This window comes from Roseivirga pacifica (assembly GCF_900111145.1).
Classification (GTDB): Bacteria; Bacteroidota; Bacteroidia; order Cytophagales; family Cyclobacteriaceae; genus Roseivirga; species Roseivirga pacifica.
Window position 1 is genome coordinate 233,956 of record NZ_FOIR01000003.1, and the last position, 15,562, is coordinate 249,517.

Below are 15,562 nucleotides of genomic sequence, written 5' to 3' on the forward strand. Positions count from 1 at the left end.
TTTAGTTCAAAGGTTTAACTTTAAATTTAAGCGTTTTAGCCAATTCAAAAACCTTCTCTCTTTCCTTTTCCGAAATAAACAGAACGGAAGCCCCCTTCTCACCTGCTCTACCGGTTCGGCCACTGCGGTGGGTATAATATTCAGCTTGCTGCGGCAATTGGTAATGCAGCACAAAGTTCAGTCCCTTTACATCGATACCACGAGCTGCGATATCCGTTGCAATAAGCAAATCGAGCTTTTCACTCTTAAACATGCGCATTACCTTGTCGCGATCACGCTGCCCCATATCACCTTCAATCACATCAACCGAAAGGTTTCTTGCCTGTAATTGCTTATTCAAGGTTTGAGCCGCGCGTTTTGTTTGACAGAAGATCATTCCACGCTCATCTTTATGGTATGAGAGAAAATGCATTAGCTCTTGCACCTTGTCTTTCGAATTGCAGATCAAAAACTCATGGGTAATATTTTCATTCACACCGGCATTTCTGCTAATCTGAATTCTGAGTGCATCGGGGCGTAAGAATTTTTTTATAATCTGTTTGATGCCTTCCGGCATGGTAGCCGAGAACAACCAGATATTTCGTGAGGCACGAATTTCATCCAAAATCTTTACGATATCATCTTTAAAGCCCATGCTCAGCATTTCATCGGCTTCGTCCAATGCAACATATTGCACATCGGTAAGCGAAATGGCCCCTTTACTCATCAAGTCGATCAATCGACCCGGTGTTGCCACAATGATGTGCGTAGGCCTTTCTAAACGCTTAATCTGATCGGCAATTGGTGCACCACCATATACTGCCTCCACAAATATCTTATCGCTGTACTTGGTAAACTTGAAGAGTTGCTTCGCTATTTGTTGGCAAAGCTCACGCGTTGGCGCCAAAATAAGCCCCTGTACTTCTCTCCTCTTCGGGTTTACCAAATGCAACATTGGCAAGCCGAAAGCAGCGGTTTTTCCAGTACCGGTTTGGGCCTGCCCAACAAAGTCATTATCAGCCTTAAGCAGCTCAGGTATAGCCTTTTGCTGTATTTCGGTCGGGTTGAAAATATTCAATTCATTTAGCCCTTTTACAAAGCCCTCTTTAATACCTAATTCTGAAAATGTACTCACGTTATTCTATTTAAGGCACAAAGGTATGGCTAATTGAAGTGAAAAAGAAGACAATAGTTTTTGCGCCTTTTTGAGCGTGGAAAGCCATATTTTTTATCTTTGAAGCAAATTTGAAGGAGATGGAATTGGACGGAATACAACCTGTAAAAATTGGAATCATTACAGTATCGGACAGAGCAAGCAAAGGGGAATACGAAGACATTTCTGGCCCTGCAATTATAGACACGCTCAAAGATTACTTAACCACCAAGTGGGAACCAGTTTACCAAGTAATTCCTGATGAGCAGTACCTAATTGAAAGCACGATAAAGCAAATGGCCGATAAGGAGGACTGCAACCTAATTGTAACCACTGGCGGCACAGGCCCTGCTCCACGCGATGTTACACCAGAAGCTACCGAAGCGGTTTGTGATAAAATGATGCCGGGTTTTGGTGAGCTAATGCGCCAAGTAAGCCTGCAGTACGTTCCTACGGCAATTCTATCTAGGCAAACGGCCGGTATCCGTGGTAAATCACTAATCATTAATCTACCAGGCAAACCAAAGTCAATAAGAGAATGCTTAGATGCTGTTTTCCCTGCGGTGCCCTACTGCATCGACCTAATTGATGGACCATTTTTGGAGGTGAATGAAGCAGTAATAAAGGTTTTTAGGCCTAAAAGTTAAAAAGCGCTAGCCGGTACCCAAGCCGGCTCACCATGATAGTAGTCGCCCGATGTGATTTTGGTGAACTTACCATCAGCAATATCTATGGTATAAATATGGTCTCCTTCGGCCGCAGTAGTTCCATGGAACGCTATTTTCTTACCTGAAAGTGACCAAGCAATTTCCTGTTCTGAGTAAGGCGTTTTGGTAAGTTGCACTAGTCCAGTACCGTCAGCATTAATCATATAGATGTCCCACTTCGGGTCATCGCTTGGTGCAGCCATAGTAAAAGCAATTTGTTTACCATCTGGTGACCATGAAATGTATTTTTCAATCATTTCATCATTGGTAAGCTGTTTAACCTCTTTAGTCTTCAAGTTCATTAAGAACAATTCATTTTGCCCTGTTCGGTCAGAAATAAAGGCTATCTGACTTTCGTCTTTGTTCACCTCAAAACGACCGTTATAGCCGTTCACATCAGTCAATCGCTCTTTAGCGGTTCCATCCAGTTTGCAACGCCATATGCTCCTACCTAAACTATCTTCCTCATTGTAATAGATGTATTTTCCACTCGGGGAAAGTTTAAAATTGAGCAGATCAGCATTTGGCAGCGTATCCACTTGCCCCGTATTTAAACTTATGGCCAAAACTGAAAAGTCACCCACGGTATCGTTAGAATAATAAACCAGTTTTTCCAACCCTGTATTCCACCTAGGAGACCAATCCCAACCTGGGTTTGTGGTCAGCCTATCCTCCCATTGGCCGAGCACATCGCTTGTAAACAGGTCGAAGTTGTTCGAATTATTCTTCAGGTAAACCAGCTTTTCATTCGTAGGAAGGTCACTTTCTCCACTGCAGGTAGAAAAAATGATTGCCAACAGTACGCCTACAAATAACTTTACGGTTTTCATTCCTCTAATTTAAGTCCATATGTATTCAGTTTGAAAGACTTAACAAAAGCTTTGTTCTAAACCACACCCTTTTCCCATTACCGGTGCCCATTTCACAAAGCCAGTACCTATATTAGACCTGTAAACTATATTCATTTTTCTATCACAGATGAACCAATACCTATGGAGAAAAAGCATTTAAGCGACATTGAAATCGCTCAAGCAGCCGAAATCAGACATATTGATACAGTTGCCGAAAAGCTAGGGCTTTCTGCAGAAAAGCTAGAACACTATGGAAAGTACAAAGCCAAACTGCCTCTTAGCCTTTTAAACGAAGAAAAAATTGCACAAGGCAATCTTGTATTAGTAAGTGCAATGACACCCACCCCAGCCGGAGAAGGAAAGACCACTACTTCAATCGGCTTAACAGAAGGGCTAAATAAAATTGGCAAGCAAACCACTGTTGTGCTACGTGAACCATCCCTTGGACCTGTTTTTGGCATGAAGGGTGGCGCAGCTGGTGGCGGGTATTCTCAGGTTATCCCCATGGAAGACATCAACCTGCACTTTACAGGCGACTTTTCGGCCATTGAAAAAGCCAACAACTTGCTTTCGGCCTTAATAGACAACAATATTCAGAGCAAAACCAACAATCTTAATATTGACCCGAGAACTATTGTGTGGAAACGTGTAATGGACATGAACGACCGTGCATTGCGTCAAATCACAATTGGCCTGGGAGGAACTGCCAACGGTATTCCGCGCGAAGACGGCTTCAATATCACACCTGCCTCTGAAGTAATGGCCATTCTGTGTATGGCTGAAAATTTTAGCGATCTGAAAGAAAGGTTAGGGAACATTTTCATTGGCTACACCTTCGATAAAGAGCCCGTATTTGCCAAAGACCTGAAGGCAGAAAATGCCATGGCTATTCTTTTAAAAGATGCCATAAAGCCAAACATGGTTCAAACATTAGAGGGCAATCCGGCCATTATTCATGGCGGGCCATTTGCTAACATTGCACAAGGAACAAATACCGTTTTGGCTACTAAAATGGGGCTTTCTCTTTCGGACTATGTGGTAACCGAAGCAGGTTTTGGAGCCGACCTAGGCGCTGAAAAATTCCTTAATATCAAATGTGTTTCCTCAGGCCTAAAGCCAAAGGCCGTAGTGTTAGTTGCCACAATTCGTGCTTTGCGTCACCATGGTGGAGCCAAAGCAGATGAGTACAACACAGCGAGTGTCGCACGAGTTGAAGAAGGCTTTAAAAACCTGGCAAAGCACATTGAGAATATTCAGAAATTCAATTTAAATCCGGTAGTGGCCATCAATGCATTCCCTTCTGACACCGAAGATGAGGTAAAACTCATTCAGCAAAAATGTGCTGAAATGAATGTAGACGCAGTAGTTGCGAAAGGTTGGGCACAAGGTGGAGAAGGCATGACCGACCTTGCCAAGGCTGTAGTAACTGCTGTCGAAGCACATACCGATGACTTCAAGCCGCTATACGACTGGAAAGCACCAATTCGTGAGAAAATCGAAACCATTGCCAGAGAAATTTATGGAGCCGATGTGGTCGATTTCTCTAAAAAAGCCAAGCTACAAATGAACCGAATGGAGAAACTTTGCTTGCATGAAATGCCCATTTGTATGGCAAAAACACAGAAATCGCTCAGCGATAATGAGCTGCGCTACGGCAGGCCGGAAAACTTTGACGTAAGTGTTCGTGAGTTCGAATATGCAAGCGGAGCCGGCTTTGTTATTCCTATTTTAGGCCAAATGATGCGCATGCCTGGCTTGCCTGCCAAACCTGCATCGGAAGGCATGGCCATTGATGACAACGGAGTAATTTCAGGCTTGTCTTAATACAGTATTGAGAGCCTATACATGGCAATTATAGGCTCTCAAACATATAATTAGTATTTATAGGCTTTAAAACCTATATTTAAACCATGAAAGCAGTCATTTCAGGAGACATAATCGCATCTACCGCACTTAAAACAACTGATAAAGCTTTGGTAGAATCAAAGCTAAAGGCTTTATTCCTTGACCTGAATACGCATTTCAATACCTACAGCAGATTAATAAAAGGAGATTATATTGAGTGTGTTGTTCCCAAGCCCGGCAATGCATTACAAATAGCTTTAATTTTTAAGTGCCTGGTAAAGTCATTGCCCATTAGTAACCCAAAGTCGAAAAGCGAACAGAACAAACTAAAGGCATTTAAAACCTACGGCATGCGACAAGCCATTGGCTACGGCACTTTAGATCGCTACGATCGTGAAAATGATATAATTGACGGAGAAGCCATTCACCTCTCAGGCCGATGGGTAAACGAGCACTCCACTCACAGCAAACAAAGGGTTTCTGTAAAAAGCACCCTCCAATTTCTATCGAACGATGAAAGGTTAAACACAGACTTTGAGCCACTCTTTATGCTTTTGGATGTGCTGCTTAACAAAGCCACTAGCAGGCAATGCGAAGTAGCCTACCTAAAACTATTAGGCAATTCCGAAGAAGAAATTGCGGCTAAACTCGGCATAAAACAACCTGTGGTAAACCAACATTCAACCGCAATTGGTTGGAACGCCATTGAACAAGCTACTACTTACTTCAACCAAAAGCTCGCACAATAATGACACTCTCCACTGTTTTATTACTTCAGGTTATTGCTCATGTTTTGAGCGATTTCTATTTCCAAACCGATCAATCGGTAGCCGAAAAATTAAAGCATGGAGCCAAAAGCAAATCGCTCTACAAGCATATTGCCATCACTTTTGCTCTTTCGTGGTTACTTTCATTCTCCCCTGACTTCGTATTCAACGCACTCATTATAGCGGTAACACACTACTTTATCGACCTGCTTAAACCACGGGTTCAAAAAATAAAATCCATTGGCAACTACGCCTTCTTTATAGATCAGGCCATGCATATAGTTGTTATTCTTTTAGTTACCGACTTAAGATTTGCAGGTAACAATCAGCCAATTTTCAGCATTAACCCGCAGGCACTTCAGGCCATACTCATTTATTTAATTGCCTTAAAACCCACCAACATCATTATCAAAGAGGTCTTCAAAACTTATCAAATCGAAACACCACAAACTGACGACCTACCCAATGCGGGAAAACTAATCGGTAGTTTAGAAAGAATTTTAATCATTACGCTCAGTATTGCGGGGAGGCTAGAAGCCGTTGGTTTCCTAATAGCCGCCAAATCAATTCTTCGCTACAAAGACACCGACAACCTAAAGACCGAATACGTACTCATAGGCACATTATTAAGCTTTGGTATTGCTACCATTCTAAGTCTTTGGTTTATGTATTTTTAAAAGCTTACATGAAAATTAGAATCAACAACAATAGCGTTCGTTTGCGCTTAAACCCAGAAGACGTTACGCAGCTAACACAAGAAGGTAAAGCCATGTCCATTTGCCATTTTCCAAATGGGGTTTTCCGCTACGCAGTAGTCGCATCAAGCAGAGAAATCATTTCGGCCGACTTTACCGGAGGCACAATTTCAGTTGAAATACCAAGCGACCAATTACTAAATTGGGATAAAGATGACCGCGTAGGTTTTGAGTTTACTACAGAAGAAGGCTTGTTCATTTTGGTTGAAAAAGACTTTCAATGCTTACAACCAAGAAAGCATGAAAACGAAGACCACCTTTACCCAAACCCAAAGGCCGAATGATTTTTGACACTTCCATACCAAAAACACAAAAGAGGCAAATCAAGCGGTTTGAAAACGGCACTTTCCGTGCGAAAGAAGATCTAGTTGCCATAGAAGCACCACTGGAAATACACCTGCAAAAAGAATCTGAGATTAGCGGTAAGTCGGTAGCAGTAACCATGCGCACCCCAGGCAACGATGCTGAACTGGCGCTGGGATTCTTATTCACCGAAGGCATCTTAAGCGACTTCAACTGTATAGTGAGCACATCTCAACTAGACGAAAACATTGTTACCGTATTGGTAAAAGACGATACCGCAATTAACCTTAGCCAATCGGACCGTAACTTTTACACCACCTCAAGCTGTGGCGTATGCGGCAAAGCCTCTATCGATGCCATCAAAGTCTCCCCTATTTTTAAATTAGCAGGTTTCTCCCCAAAAGTTAAGCCCGCACTACTTTTCGGTTTGCAAGAAAAGCTTTTAGAACAACAAAGCACATTTGCTGAAACCGGGGGCATTCATGCCGCTGCACTTTTCAATATAGGTGGCGAACTGGAGCTACTGAAAGAAGATGTTGGCCGGCACAATGCTTTGGACAAGCTCATTGGCAACTTATGGTCTCAAGGTATGCTTCCCGCCTCCAATCACATTTTGCTTTTAAGCGGAAGAGCAAGTTTTGAACTTGTGCAAAAAGCCACCATGGCAGGAATCCCAGTTATTGTTGCGGTTGGTGCGCCTTCAAGTCTAGCCATAGAACTAGCCGAAAACAATCAACACACGCTGATAGGATTTTTGAAAAAACAACGATTTAACTGCTACACAGGTCATGAGCGAATCGAAGGATAAGGAGATAAAAACACAACCACCCGAAGAATTTACGGGCTTAAAGCAAAAGGCTCCTAAAGAAACGTCTGTTGGTAAAGACGCTATTTTTTCTGCGTTGGGCCAAATGAATAAATACATGAAAAAGGGTGAAGCACTCAAGCTGAGCCTTAAAATCAATCAAAAAGGTGGTTTTGATTGCCCAGGTTGTGCTTGGCCCGACCCGGATGATGAACGCTCTAAGCTCGGAGAATACTGCGAAAACGGTATTAAAGCCATTGCCGAAGAACGATCTAAAAAAACGATTGGGGCAGATTTCTTCGCCAAGCACAGCGTGCAGGAACTTTCTGAATTATCAGACTTTGAGCTTGGAAAAAAAGGGCGATTACTGGAACCGCTCGTACTAGAAGAAGGTGCGACACACTACAAACCCATTAAATGGGAAGATGCCTTTCAGCTTATAGCAGACGAGCTCAACAAGCTGCCTTCACCTGACGAGGCCATCTTCTACACTTCTGGAAGAACCTCAAATGAAGCGGCATATTTATACCAACTCTTCGTTCGGGCTTATGGCACCAACAATATGCCCGATTGCTCTAACATGTGCCATGAGTCCTCAGGCGTAGGGCTTTCTGAGACAGTAGGGATTGGAAAAGGCTCTGTCACCCTAGAGGATATTCATCAAGCCGAAGTACTATTAATAATGGGGCAAAATCCGGGGACAAACCACCCCAGAATGCTCTCCGCTTTAGAAAAGTGTAAGGTAAATGGCGGCCAGATTATTACGGTAAACCCTTTGCCTGAAGCAGGACTAATGCATTATACCGATCCGCAAAGCCCAAAGCGCATGCTCACCAATGGTATAGAACTTACGGATTTGTTTTTACCGGTACGTATCAATGGCGATGTGGCTTTTCTAAAGGCGCTGATGTTTGAAATTCTGCAAATGGATATTGCACAAGATGGCGGCCTGATTGACCATGATTTTATTGACGAATACACTGAAGGTTACGAACAGTTTATAACGGCCATTAGAAACATAGACTACATGGCTTGTTTGCGCCAGTGTGGTTTGGAAGCGAAACAAGTGCGGGCAGCTGCAAAAATCATTGCCAAAAACGAAAAAATCATTGTTTGCTGGGCAATGGGCCTTACTCAGCATGAAAATGGAGTAGACAATATTAAAGAGGTGGTAAACCTTTTGTTGATGAAGGGCGCAATCGGCAAACCGGGTGCTGGCACATGCCCTGTACGTGGCCATAGCAATGTGCAAGGTGATAGAACCATGGGCATTTGGGAAGAACCAAAACCTGAATTTCTCGACAAACTAGATGAAATTCACGGCATAAAAGCGCCTAGAGCACACGGATATTCGGTTGTCCCGGCCATCAATGCCATGAAGGAAGGAAAGGCAAAATTCTTCTTCGCCATGGGTGGAAACTTCCTTTCGGCCACTCCAGACACAGAGTTTACGGCCAAGGCGCTGCAAAATTGCGACCTGACCGTTCATGTTTCAACCAAGCCAAATCGCTCGCATTTAATCCATGGAAAAAAGGCACTTATTCTGCCTTGTTTAGGTAGAACCGATAAAGACATTCAAAATGGGAAAGAGCAGTTTGTAAGCTGCGAAAACTCCATGGGCGTTGTTCAATCTTCCAAAGGAGCACTAAACCCACCAAGCAAGGAACTGCTAAGCGAAGTGCGCATTGTAGCCGAACTGGCAAAAGCCACCTTAAAAAACTCGAGCATAAATTGGAACGAGTTTGCAAACGACTACGATAACATTCGCGATGCTGTAGAACAAACCATTCCGGGCTTTGAAGATTACAACAAGCGCGTAAGGCAACCAGCTGGTTTCTATTTACCGAATGGTGCCCGAGAACGTAAATTCAACACGGATACTGGCAAGGCCAAATTCTCGACCATTCCACTACCTAAGCACGAACAGGCTGAAGACGAATACATTATGATGACTATTCGTAGCCACGACCAGTATAACACCACAATTTATGGACTGGACGATCGCTACCGCGGTATTTATAACGAGCGCAGAGTAGTAATGATGAACGAAGCAGACATGAAGGCTGCTGGCATTCAACATAAGGAGGTAGTAAACCTTAGCAGCGAATACAATGGCGTAATGCGATATGCCAACAAGTTTTTGGCAATTCCATACCCAATTCCGCGCGGCAATGTGGCCACCTATTTCCCCGAGGCAAACCCATTGGTGCCAATCGATTCGTTTGCGGCAAAAAGTAAAACACCGGCATCAAAAAGAGTGCGAATAAGAATACACAGAGCGAATGGCTAAGCCAGCCGGATTGATCTTAATGGGTGGGAAAAGCACCCGTATGGGTACGGATAAAGCCTTTGTAAAATGGCAAGGCGATACGTTTCTTGAAAGAGCCATAGAACTCACCTTATCAGCTTGCAGTGAGTTTTACCTTTCAGTAAATGCAGAACAGTTCAAGGAGCTTTCAGGTAATTACCCATGCATTCAGGATAATTACGCTGAAACAGGCCCTATGGGCGGCATACTTACCGCGCTAGAAGCGACCAATAAAAACCTAATAGTTGTGGCCATCGACATGCCTTTAATGAAAGTGGAGCTGCTTCAGCAGCTTTTAAACGTAGAAGAAGGCAATGTCCGAGCTTATAGAGGTTCGGAATCAGGCTTTTGGCATCCATTACCTTCCTATTGGCCAAGCAGTTCAAAAAACCATTTAAAAAGGTATGTAGAACAAGGTGAGTTTGGTCTACAGAACTTCCTTTCAAAAAACAACGCCACTGCCCTTCCGATTAGTGATTACCAGCCATTTAGAAACATAAACTCCATAAAGGAGTTATAGCACTACGTTATTTCAATGCGGTATATTGAATTTCGCTTTTATGAAATCCTTACGGACCATATTGCTTCTGGGTATTCTTTGCTATGGCTGCAACGAACCAGCAATTATTGTAGATAACAATATTAGCTGCATAGAAATGGGGCTTCACTTGCCTCCTTGCATAGTTGAGCAAATAAACGCTTACAAGAAGAACCCTGATAAGCCTTCTAATTTTTTAGATGCCAACGTAACCGCCTATCGTTATCGCGATGAGTGCGTATTCATTTTCAATCCGGGCGATGTACCCGACTGGAAATTCATGGCTTATAATCAAGACTGTGAAGTTATCTGCGAATTTGGCGGCATTACTGGAGACACCACTTGCGAAGATTTTTCTAACACGGCTCAAGAAATTGGTGTCATCTGGAGAATTACCGACTAAACCAGTTGTCAAACAAAAGCCCAAATCATCTCATACTTTCTAATTCCTTATTATCTTGGTTCAAATTTTTTGAGTTATGAATTCAAGACTATCAACCGTACTATTAATCACTTTAATTGCAGCACTTACCGCTTGTGGTGGTGCTAAAAAAGAAAACACCGAAACTGCAGATGTGAAGTCAGCAGAGAGTGAGTGGATTACACTTTTTAATGGAGAAACCTTCGATGGTTGGAAAACCTATGGAAAAGAAGGCATTCCAGAAGCCTGGACCATTGTAGATGGCGCCCTTGTTTGCAACGCTGGTATTGGCGAAGAAAATGTTGGCTTTAGCAGCGAATCGCTAATGACCACCACCCAATACGGCAACTTCGAGTTTGAGCTGGAGTATAAAATTGCCAAAGGAGGAAACAGCGGTATCTTCTACCACGTGGTAGAGGCTGATTCATTAGGCTTCGACTTTATGACAGGACCTGAGTATCAAGTGCTTGACGATGAGTTTTCAAGATCTGAGTCTGAAGCATTTAAAATGGTAGCTTCAAACTATGCCATGCAAGCTCCTGCTGCTACTAAAAAGCCAAACCCTTACATGCAGTGGAACAAGGTTAAAATTGTTTACAACAATGGCCATGTAGAGCACTGGTTCAATGGCGAAAAAGTATTGGAGTTTGAAGAAGGCTCTGACGAGTGGAAAGCTATTAAAGCTGAAAGCAAGTGGGCTAATACCGATACCTATGCGGCATTTAAAAAAGGCGCATTTAGCCTTCAGAACCACGGAGACGAAGTTCATTACCGTAACATCAGAGTTAAGGCACTTTAGTGCTTAATTGCCATAAACGCTGTGAAAAAACGCTATTACTACCTTATTAAGGTTCAATATTTAGGCTTTAGATTTCACGGTTGGGCAAAACAACCTGAGGTAAAAACGATACATCACATGATTGACCGAACACTAAACTATGTGTTCGGTCATTCTGATTTTAAGACCTTAGGGGGCAGCCGAACCGATGCCAAGGTATCTGCCAACAGCTTTATCTTTGAGCTTTTTTTAAAGGCTCCGCTAGCCGATGAAGCTTCCTTTCTTGAAAACTTCAACCTAAACCTACCTGCAGACATTCGGGGTTTGAGCATTGTAAAGACCGATGCAGAATTCAACATTATTCAAACTCCTAAAACCAAAGAATACCTCTATCTGTTTTCATTTGGTCAGAAAGCTCACCCATTTTCAGCACCATTCGTATCTACCTTTCCTGAGCAGTTAAACATTGACACCATGATGAAAGGCGCAAAACTCTTTGAGGGTGAACACGAATTTAGAGCCTATTGCAAAAAACCGGGTGAAGACACCGTAACTAGACGAACTATTGCTCTATGCGAAATTGTTCCTAATACATTTTACACGGCCAACTTTTTCCCTAGCCCTAGCTACGCTTTGCGCATTAGCGGCAAGGGCTTTATGCGCAACCAAATCCGTTTAATTATGGGGCAATTGGTGCGCCTGGGAAGAAACGAAGTTGATTTAAACTTTATAGCACAAAGCTTAACACCAGCATTTGGTGAACACCTGAGCTTTGTAGCTCCAGCTTCGGGATTAATTCTGAACGAAGTAAACCACTAAACTCCTTCCTTTATTGCTGGCTTGCTTTGTCAGCCATCACAAAAGCTTGTCAGCCGCCACATTAGCCTGATTTCGAAGTAAAAAGGCCATAGGTTAGCGTCATCAAACAACTCAAAATGTAATGACAAAAATTAGACGCTACGACCTCGACTGGTTACGAGTAATCGTTTTTGGCCTACTTATTTTCTACCATGTAGGTATGTTCTTTGTGCCGTGGGGCTGGCATATTAAAAACAACATCATTTACCCAGAACTTCGCTGGCCTATGCTCTTTCTCAACCAGTGGCGATTACCAATTCTATTCGTTATCTCTGGCATGGGAACTGCCTTTGCACTCTCCTACCGTTCGGGGTGGCAGTTTATAAAAGAGCGCCACGCGCGCTTGGCCATCCCGTTGGTCTTTGGCATGCTCGTAATTGTGCCGCCACAAGTTTATATAGAAAGAATTTCCACCGGAGCATTCTCGGGCTCTTATTGGGAGTATTGGACCACGCAATCACTAGTTGGGGTTTATCCAGAAGGTAACCTGAGCTGGCACCACCTTTGGTTTCTGCCTTACCTATTGATTTTCTCTGTAATCCTTACCCCTGTTTTTCTTTATTTAAGAAATCATCCAAATACTAGTTTTCTGGAGGCTTGGAGAAGAAGATTAAGCAATAAGCCAATGAGTATTTACTTGCTTGTAATTCCACTTTTCCTGTACGAATCGTTACTAGAGCCATTTTTCAATATAACACACAACCTTGTTTGGGACTGGTTCAACTTCATCAGTAGCCTAACCCTGTTCTTCCATGGCTACCTGCTTATTTCAGTGAAGGAAGCTTTTTGGCCAGCCTTAGAGAAATTAAGAAAGAAGGCCTTAGCCCTCGGGATAAGCTGTTTTACTGGACTACTAATTATTTGGCTGTACTTTGAAGACTCCACAGTGATTCATTTTACAGAAGCAGCATTAAAAACCACTAATTTTTGGTCGTGGATATTGGTAATATTTGCCTACGCAGCCAAATATCTAAATAGACCGAGTCACGCTTTGGCCTACTGCAATCGCGCTGTTTATCCCTTCTACATCCTGCATCAAACCGTAACCATAATTATAGGATATTGGCTTATGGAACTAAACTGGCCTTTTGTTACAAAAGCATTTATAATGGTAGTCGGAACATTTGGAGCATGCTGGTTGCTCTATGAATTCTTAATCAAAAGGATACCTATCCTAGGCTTTGTTTTTGGGTTAAAAAGGGAGAAGAAAATAAGTAATATTAATTAATTGAATACGGTAATAAACTTATTTTAGCATTACTATTTCACCTCATAAACAGTAATGTCAAAAATAGCTTCTACCCTACTTCTTTTAAGCCTTACTAGCTCACAACTGTTCGGACAAAAAACATACATTTATCCTTCCCCACCAAAGGAGGATACCAAAAACACCTACTTTGACACCACCATAGTTGACCCTTATCAATGGATGGAAAACCCAGAGGATGAACGCTTGAAAGACTGGTTGAAAGAGCAAGCCAAGATCACACGCAGAAACGACAGAGGTCAAGACAAGAAAGACTTATTACACAGTCAACTCTCTCAGATTTATTATGGAATAGACTTTGAGGTATTGATAGACTTTGAACCCAAGCAGGTAAAAGACACAGCTAAAATAAAGTTCTCTATAAGCAATCAAGGAGCCGACAGAACCCCAAATTTGGTTTATAGAATGGGAGATCAAACTACTTATCAGACACTGGTAAGAGTAAGGGACTTCCGGGATAAGAGAGGAGATAACGTTGTAATTACCGACTGGAATTATAATGAAAAAGAACACCTAATTGCTGTTGAAATCTCCGTCAACCATAGCGATTGGAGAGAAGTCTATTTCTATAATATGATAACAGGTAAAGCTTTTCCGCACCATTTAGAGAACATTAGGACATCCGGCAATCTTATATGGAGTGGGCGTGGAGTGTATTATGACTCATACAAAAAGCCAAAGGAAGGCAGGGAACTGTTAGATAAGGCAATTGGTCAGGCATTGTACTACCACGATATCGAAAAGCCTCAATCTGAAGATGAGCTATTATACCTTAATCCAGACCAAGAAGGCATTAGTAGCTTTAGATTCAATAATATTACAAATGAAAAGCTACTCTTGTACCATTTTGGTCAAAGAGGAACTAGAAAGTATAGGGCAATCTCCACCGCTAACCTTTCACGAGAAAGTGATTTTAACCTAAAAGAATTTATAGTCCACCCTGTTGACCCTGATATAAGGTTTACTGAATCCTTCTTTAAAGGTGACACCATTGTTATGAAAACAACATGGAATGCACCAAACGGAAAGGTAATTGCGGCAAATATAAATGATTTAAATAGGGTCATTGAAATAGTACCAGAGTATGATGCTGACTTAAGGCATGTATATCCACTTGGCAAGGACATGATTTCCTGTATTTATCGAATTGATGGAGAATATATGGCCCTTATCTATAACTTTAATGGTGAGCTTCTACAAAAGCTAACCATTCCTAAGGGTAAAAAACCAGTTGACCTTTACGAAACGAATCCGTCTAAAAAAGAGACTTACTTTTCGCTGTCATCATTCTACCACCCGAACCTCCCATATAGGCTCAATTTTGAAGACCTCTCTATAGAACCATTGGTAGAGTTAAAATTACCCTACAATGTAGAAAGTTTAGAAACACGATACGTCAAGTTCAAATCGCAAGATGGTACAGAAATCCCTATGTACATTACATGCTTGAAAAATGTAAAACTGAATGGTAACAACCCTACTTTATTATATGGATATGGAGGCTATGGAATTACTGTTGAGCCAAATTTTGATAGAGAACAAGCATTATTTTTAGCGCATGGTGGAGTTTTGGCTGTTCCAAATATCAGAGGAGGCGGTGCTGAGGGTTACGATTGGGCTTATGAAGGTCAAAAACTAAAAAAGCAAAACGCCATCAATGACTTTATTGGAGCCGCTGAATTCTTGATTAATGAAGGCTATACTTCATCAGAGAAACTTGCAATCAATGGAGGCTCTCATGGGGGAATGCTCGTAGCAGCTTCTATGATACAACGCCCCGAACTCTTCAAGGCGGTTGTGGCCGAAGCAGGCCCCTATGACATGTTAAGGTTAGAGAATTTCACGGCAGGTGGAGTTAATACAAACCTTAAAGAATTTGGCTCAGTAACTAACGAAATCGAATTCCAAAGCCTCAGCCGATACTCTCCTCTACAGAACATTAAAAAAGGAGTAAAATATCCTAATACACTGTTGATTACTGGTGAATTTGATGATAGAGTCCCACCACTACATAGCTATAAGTTCTTGGCAACCCTTCAAGAGAAAGGTGATCCAAAGTCTCTGTATGAACTTTATGTCATTCCAGGAGCAAGCCACTCAGGTGCCTTAACCACTACTGATTTTACAGAAATGGTGCTCTTTAAGTACTACTTTATATTTGATCAACTAGGAGTGAAATTCTGGTAGAAACAAAAAAGGCCGCAAATGCGGCCTTATGCTTTTACAA

General features: G+C 42.2%; 15 protein-coding genes. 13 read left to right on the forward strand and 2 right to left on the reverse strand.

From position 1 onward, the window contains the following. Position 1: 1 nt before the first annotated feature. Complete coding sequence (locus BMW98_RS16170; RefSeq protein ID WP_090259823.1) at positions 2 to 1,114, reverse strand: DEAD/DEAH box helicase; 1,113 nt, start codon at positions 1,112 to 1,114, stop codon at positions 2 to 4. Between the two features lie 119 nt (positions 1,115 to 1,233). On the opposite strand from BMW98_RS16170, the gene mog reads away from it, so the two are divergent. Next, complete coding sequence (mog, locus tag BMW98_RS16175) at positions 1,234 to 1,779, forward strand: molybdopterin adenylyltransferase (protein ID WP_222843671.1); 546 nt, start codon at positions 1,234 to 1,236, stop codon at positions 1,777 to 1,779. Here the strand turns inward: mog and BMW98_RS16180 are convergent. Next, positions 1,776 to 2,669, reverse strand: a complete 894-nt coding sequence (locus BMW98_RS16180; protein WP_090259825.1) for a TolB family protein — start codon at positions 2,667 to 2,669, stop codon at positions 1,776 to 1,778. The genes mog and BMW98_RS16180 overlap by 4 nt on opposite strands. 162 nt (positions 2,670 to 2,831) lie before the next feature. Here BMW98_RS16180 and BMW98_RS16185 point away from each other — a divergent pair, with 162 nt between their 5' ends. From BMW98_RS16185 to BMW98_RS16240, 12 genes are all read left to right on the forward strand, one after another. After that, complete coding sequence (locus BMW98_RS16185) at positions 2,832 to 4,514, forward strand: formate--tetrahydrofolate ligase (RefSeq protein ID WP_090259827.1); 1,683 nt, start codon at positions 2,832 to 2,834, stop codon at positions 4,512 to 4,514. Between the two features lie 86 nt (positions 4,515 to 4,600). After that, positions 4,601 to 5,284 carry a fumarate hydratase gene (locus BMW98_RS16190; protein WP_090259829.1) on the forward strand — a complete coding sequence of 228 codons (684 nt, stop codon included), beginning with the start codon at positions 4,601 to 4,603 and terminating at the stop codon, positions 5,282 to 5,284. After that, a complete protein-coding gene (locus BMW98_RS16195; RefSeq protein WP_090259831.1) occupies positions 5,284 to 5,979 on the forward strand; it encodes a DUF3307 domain-containing protein in 696 nt (231 codons plus the stop codon). The genes BMW98_RS16190 and BMW98_RS16195 overlap by 1 nt, the downstream gene beginning before the upstream one ends. A gap of 8 nt (positions 5,980 to 5,987) precedes the next feature. Continuing rightward, entirely contained in the window at positions 5,988 to 6,341 is a 354-nt protein-coding gene (locus BMW98_RS16200) for a DUF7009 family protein (protein ID WP_139177620.1), read from the forward strand. Then, entirely contained in the window at positions 6,338 to 7,168 is an 831-nt protein-coding gene (gene fdhD / locus BMW98_RS16205) for a formate dehydrogenase accessory sulfurtransferase FdhD (RefSeq protein ID WP_090259834.1), read from the forward strand. The genes BMW98_RS16200 and fdhD overlap by 4 nt, the downstream gene beginning before the upstream one ends. Further along, the gene (locus BMW98_RS16210) at positions 7,149 to 9,455 is read left to right on the forward strand and encodes an FdhF/YdeP family oxidoreductase (protein ID WP_090259836.1); all 2,307 of its coding nucleotides are present in this window, start codon (positions 7,149 to 7,151) and stop codon (positions 9,453 to 9,455) included. Before fdhD ends, BMW98_RS16210 begins: the two co-directional genes overlap by 20 nt. Continuing rightward, positions 9,448 to 9,993, forward strand: coding sequence for a molybdenum cofactor guanylyltransferase (locus BMW98_RS16215; RefSeq protein WP_090259838.1), 546 nt, complete (start codon positions 9,448 to 9,450; stop codon positions 9,991 to 9,993). The genes BMW98_RS16210 and BMW98_RS16215 overlap by 8 nt, the downstream gene beginning before the upstream one ends. A gap of 40 nt (positions 9,994 to 10,033) precedes the next feature. Further along, positions 10,034 to 10,414 (forward strand): DUF6970 domain-containing protein, encoded by a 381-nt coding sequence (locus tag BMW98_RS16220; protein WP_139177622.1) that lies wholly within the window; start codon positions 10,034 to 10,036, stop codon positions 10,412 to 10,414. 76 nt (positions 10,415 to 10,490) lie between these two features. Beyond that, a complete protein-coding gene (locus tag BMW98_RS16225; protein ID WP_090259842.1) occupies positions 10,491 to 11,231 on the forward strand; it encodes a 3-keto-disaccharide hydrolase in 741 nt (246 codons plus the stop codon). A gap of 117 nt (positions 11,232 to 11,348) precedes the next feature. Continuing rightward, complete coding sequence (locus BMW98_RS16230; RefSeq protein WP_090260165.1) at positions 11,349 to 12,029, forward strand: tRNA pseudouridine synthase A; 681 nt, start codon at positions 11,349 to 11,351, stop codon at positions 12,027 to 12,029. A gap of 121 nt (positions 12,030 to 12,150) precedes the next feature. Beyond that, on the forward strand, positions 12,151 to 13,296 hold the full coding sequence (locus tag BMW98_RS16235; protein WP_245733622.1) for an acyltransferase family protein: 1,146 nt from the start codon (positions 12,151 to 12,153) through the stop codon (positions 13,294 to 13,296). A 54-nt stretch (positions 13,297 to 13,350) separates the two neighbouring features. Further along, positions 13,351 to 15,522, forward strand: coding sequence for a prolyl oligopeptidase family serine peptidase (locus BMW98_RS16240; RefSeq protein WP_090259844.1), 2,172 nt, complete (start codon positions 13,351 to 13,353; stop codon positions 15,520 to 15,522). Positions 15,523 to 15,562 lie beyond the last annotated feature (40 nt).

Excerpts from the sequence above, each read along its gene's own strand:
- mog (WP_222843671.1), top strand. The coding sequence starts at position 1,234 with ATGGAATTGGACGGAATACAACCTGTAAAAATTGGAATCATTACAGTA.
- BMW98_RS16180 (WP_090259825.1), bottom strand. The coding sequence starts at position 2,669 with ATGAAAACCGTAAAGTTATTTGTAGGCGTACTGTTGGCAATCATTTTT.
- BMW98_RS16185 (WP_090259827.1), top strand. The coding sequence starts at position 2,832 with ATGGAGAAAAAGCATTTAAGCGACATTGAAATCGCTCAAGCAGCCGAA.
- BMW98_RS16190 (WP_090259829.1), top strand. The coding sequence starts at position 4,601 with ATGAAAGCAGTCATTTCAGGAGACATAATCGCATCTACCGCACTTAAA.
- BMW98_RS16195 (WP_090259831.1), top strand. The coding sequence starts at position 5,284 with ATGACACTCTCCACTGTTTTATTACTTCAGGTTATTGCTCATGTTTTG.
- BMW98_RS16200 (WP_139177620.1), top strand. The coding sequence starts at position 5,988 with ATGAAAATTAGAATCAACAACAATAGCGTTCGTTTGCGCTTAAACCCA.
- fdhD (WP_090259834.1), top strand. The coding sequence starts at position 6,338 with ATGATTTTTGACACTTCCATACCAAAAACACAAAAGAGGCAAATCAAG.
- BMW98_RS16210 (WP_090259836.1), top strand. The coding sequence starts at position 7,149 with ATGAGCGAATCGAAGGATAAGGAGATAAAAACACAACCACCCGAAGAA.
- BMW98_RS16215 (WP_090259838.1), top strand. The coding sequence starts at position 9,448 with ATGGCTAAGCCAGCCGGATTGATCTTAATGGGTGGGAAAAGCACCCGT.
- BMW98_RS16220 (WP_139177622.1), top strand. The coding sequence starts at position 10,034 with ATGAAATCCTTACGGACCATATTGCTTCTGGGTATTCTTTGCTATGGC.
- BMW98_RS16225 (WP_090259842.1), top strand. The coding sequence starts at position 10,491 with ATGAATTCAAGACTATCAACCGTACTATTAATCACTTTAATTGCAGCA.
- BMW98_RS16230 (WP_090260165.1), top strand. The coding sequence starts at position 11,349 with ATGATTGACCGAACACTAAACTATGTGTTCGGTCATTCTGATTTTAAG.
- BMW98_RS16235 (WP_245733622.1), top strand. The coding sequence starts at position 12,151 with ATGACAAAAATTAGACGCTACGACCTCGACTGGTTACGAGTAATCGTT.
- BMW98_RS16240 (WP_090259844.1), top strand. The coding sequence starts at position 13,351 with ATGTCAAAAATAGCTTCTACCCTACTTCTTTTAAGCCTTACTAGCTCA.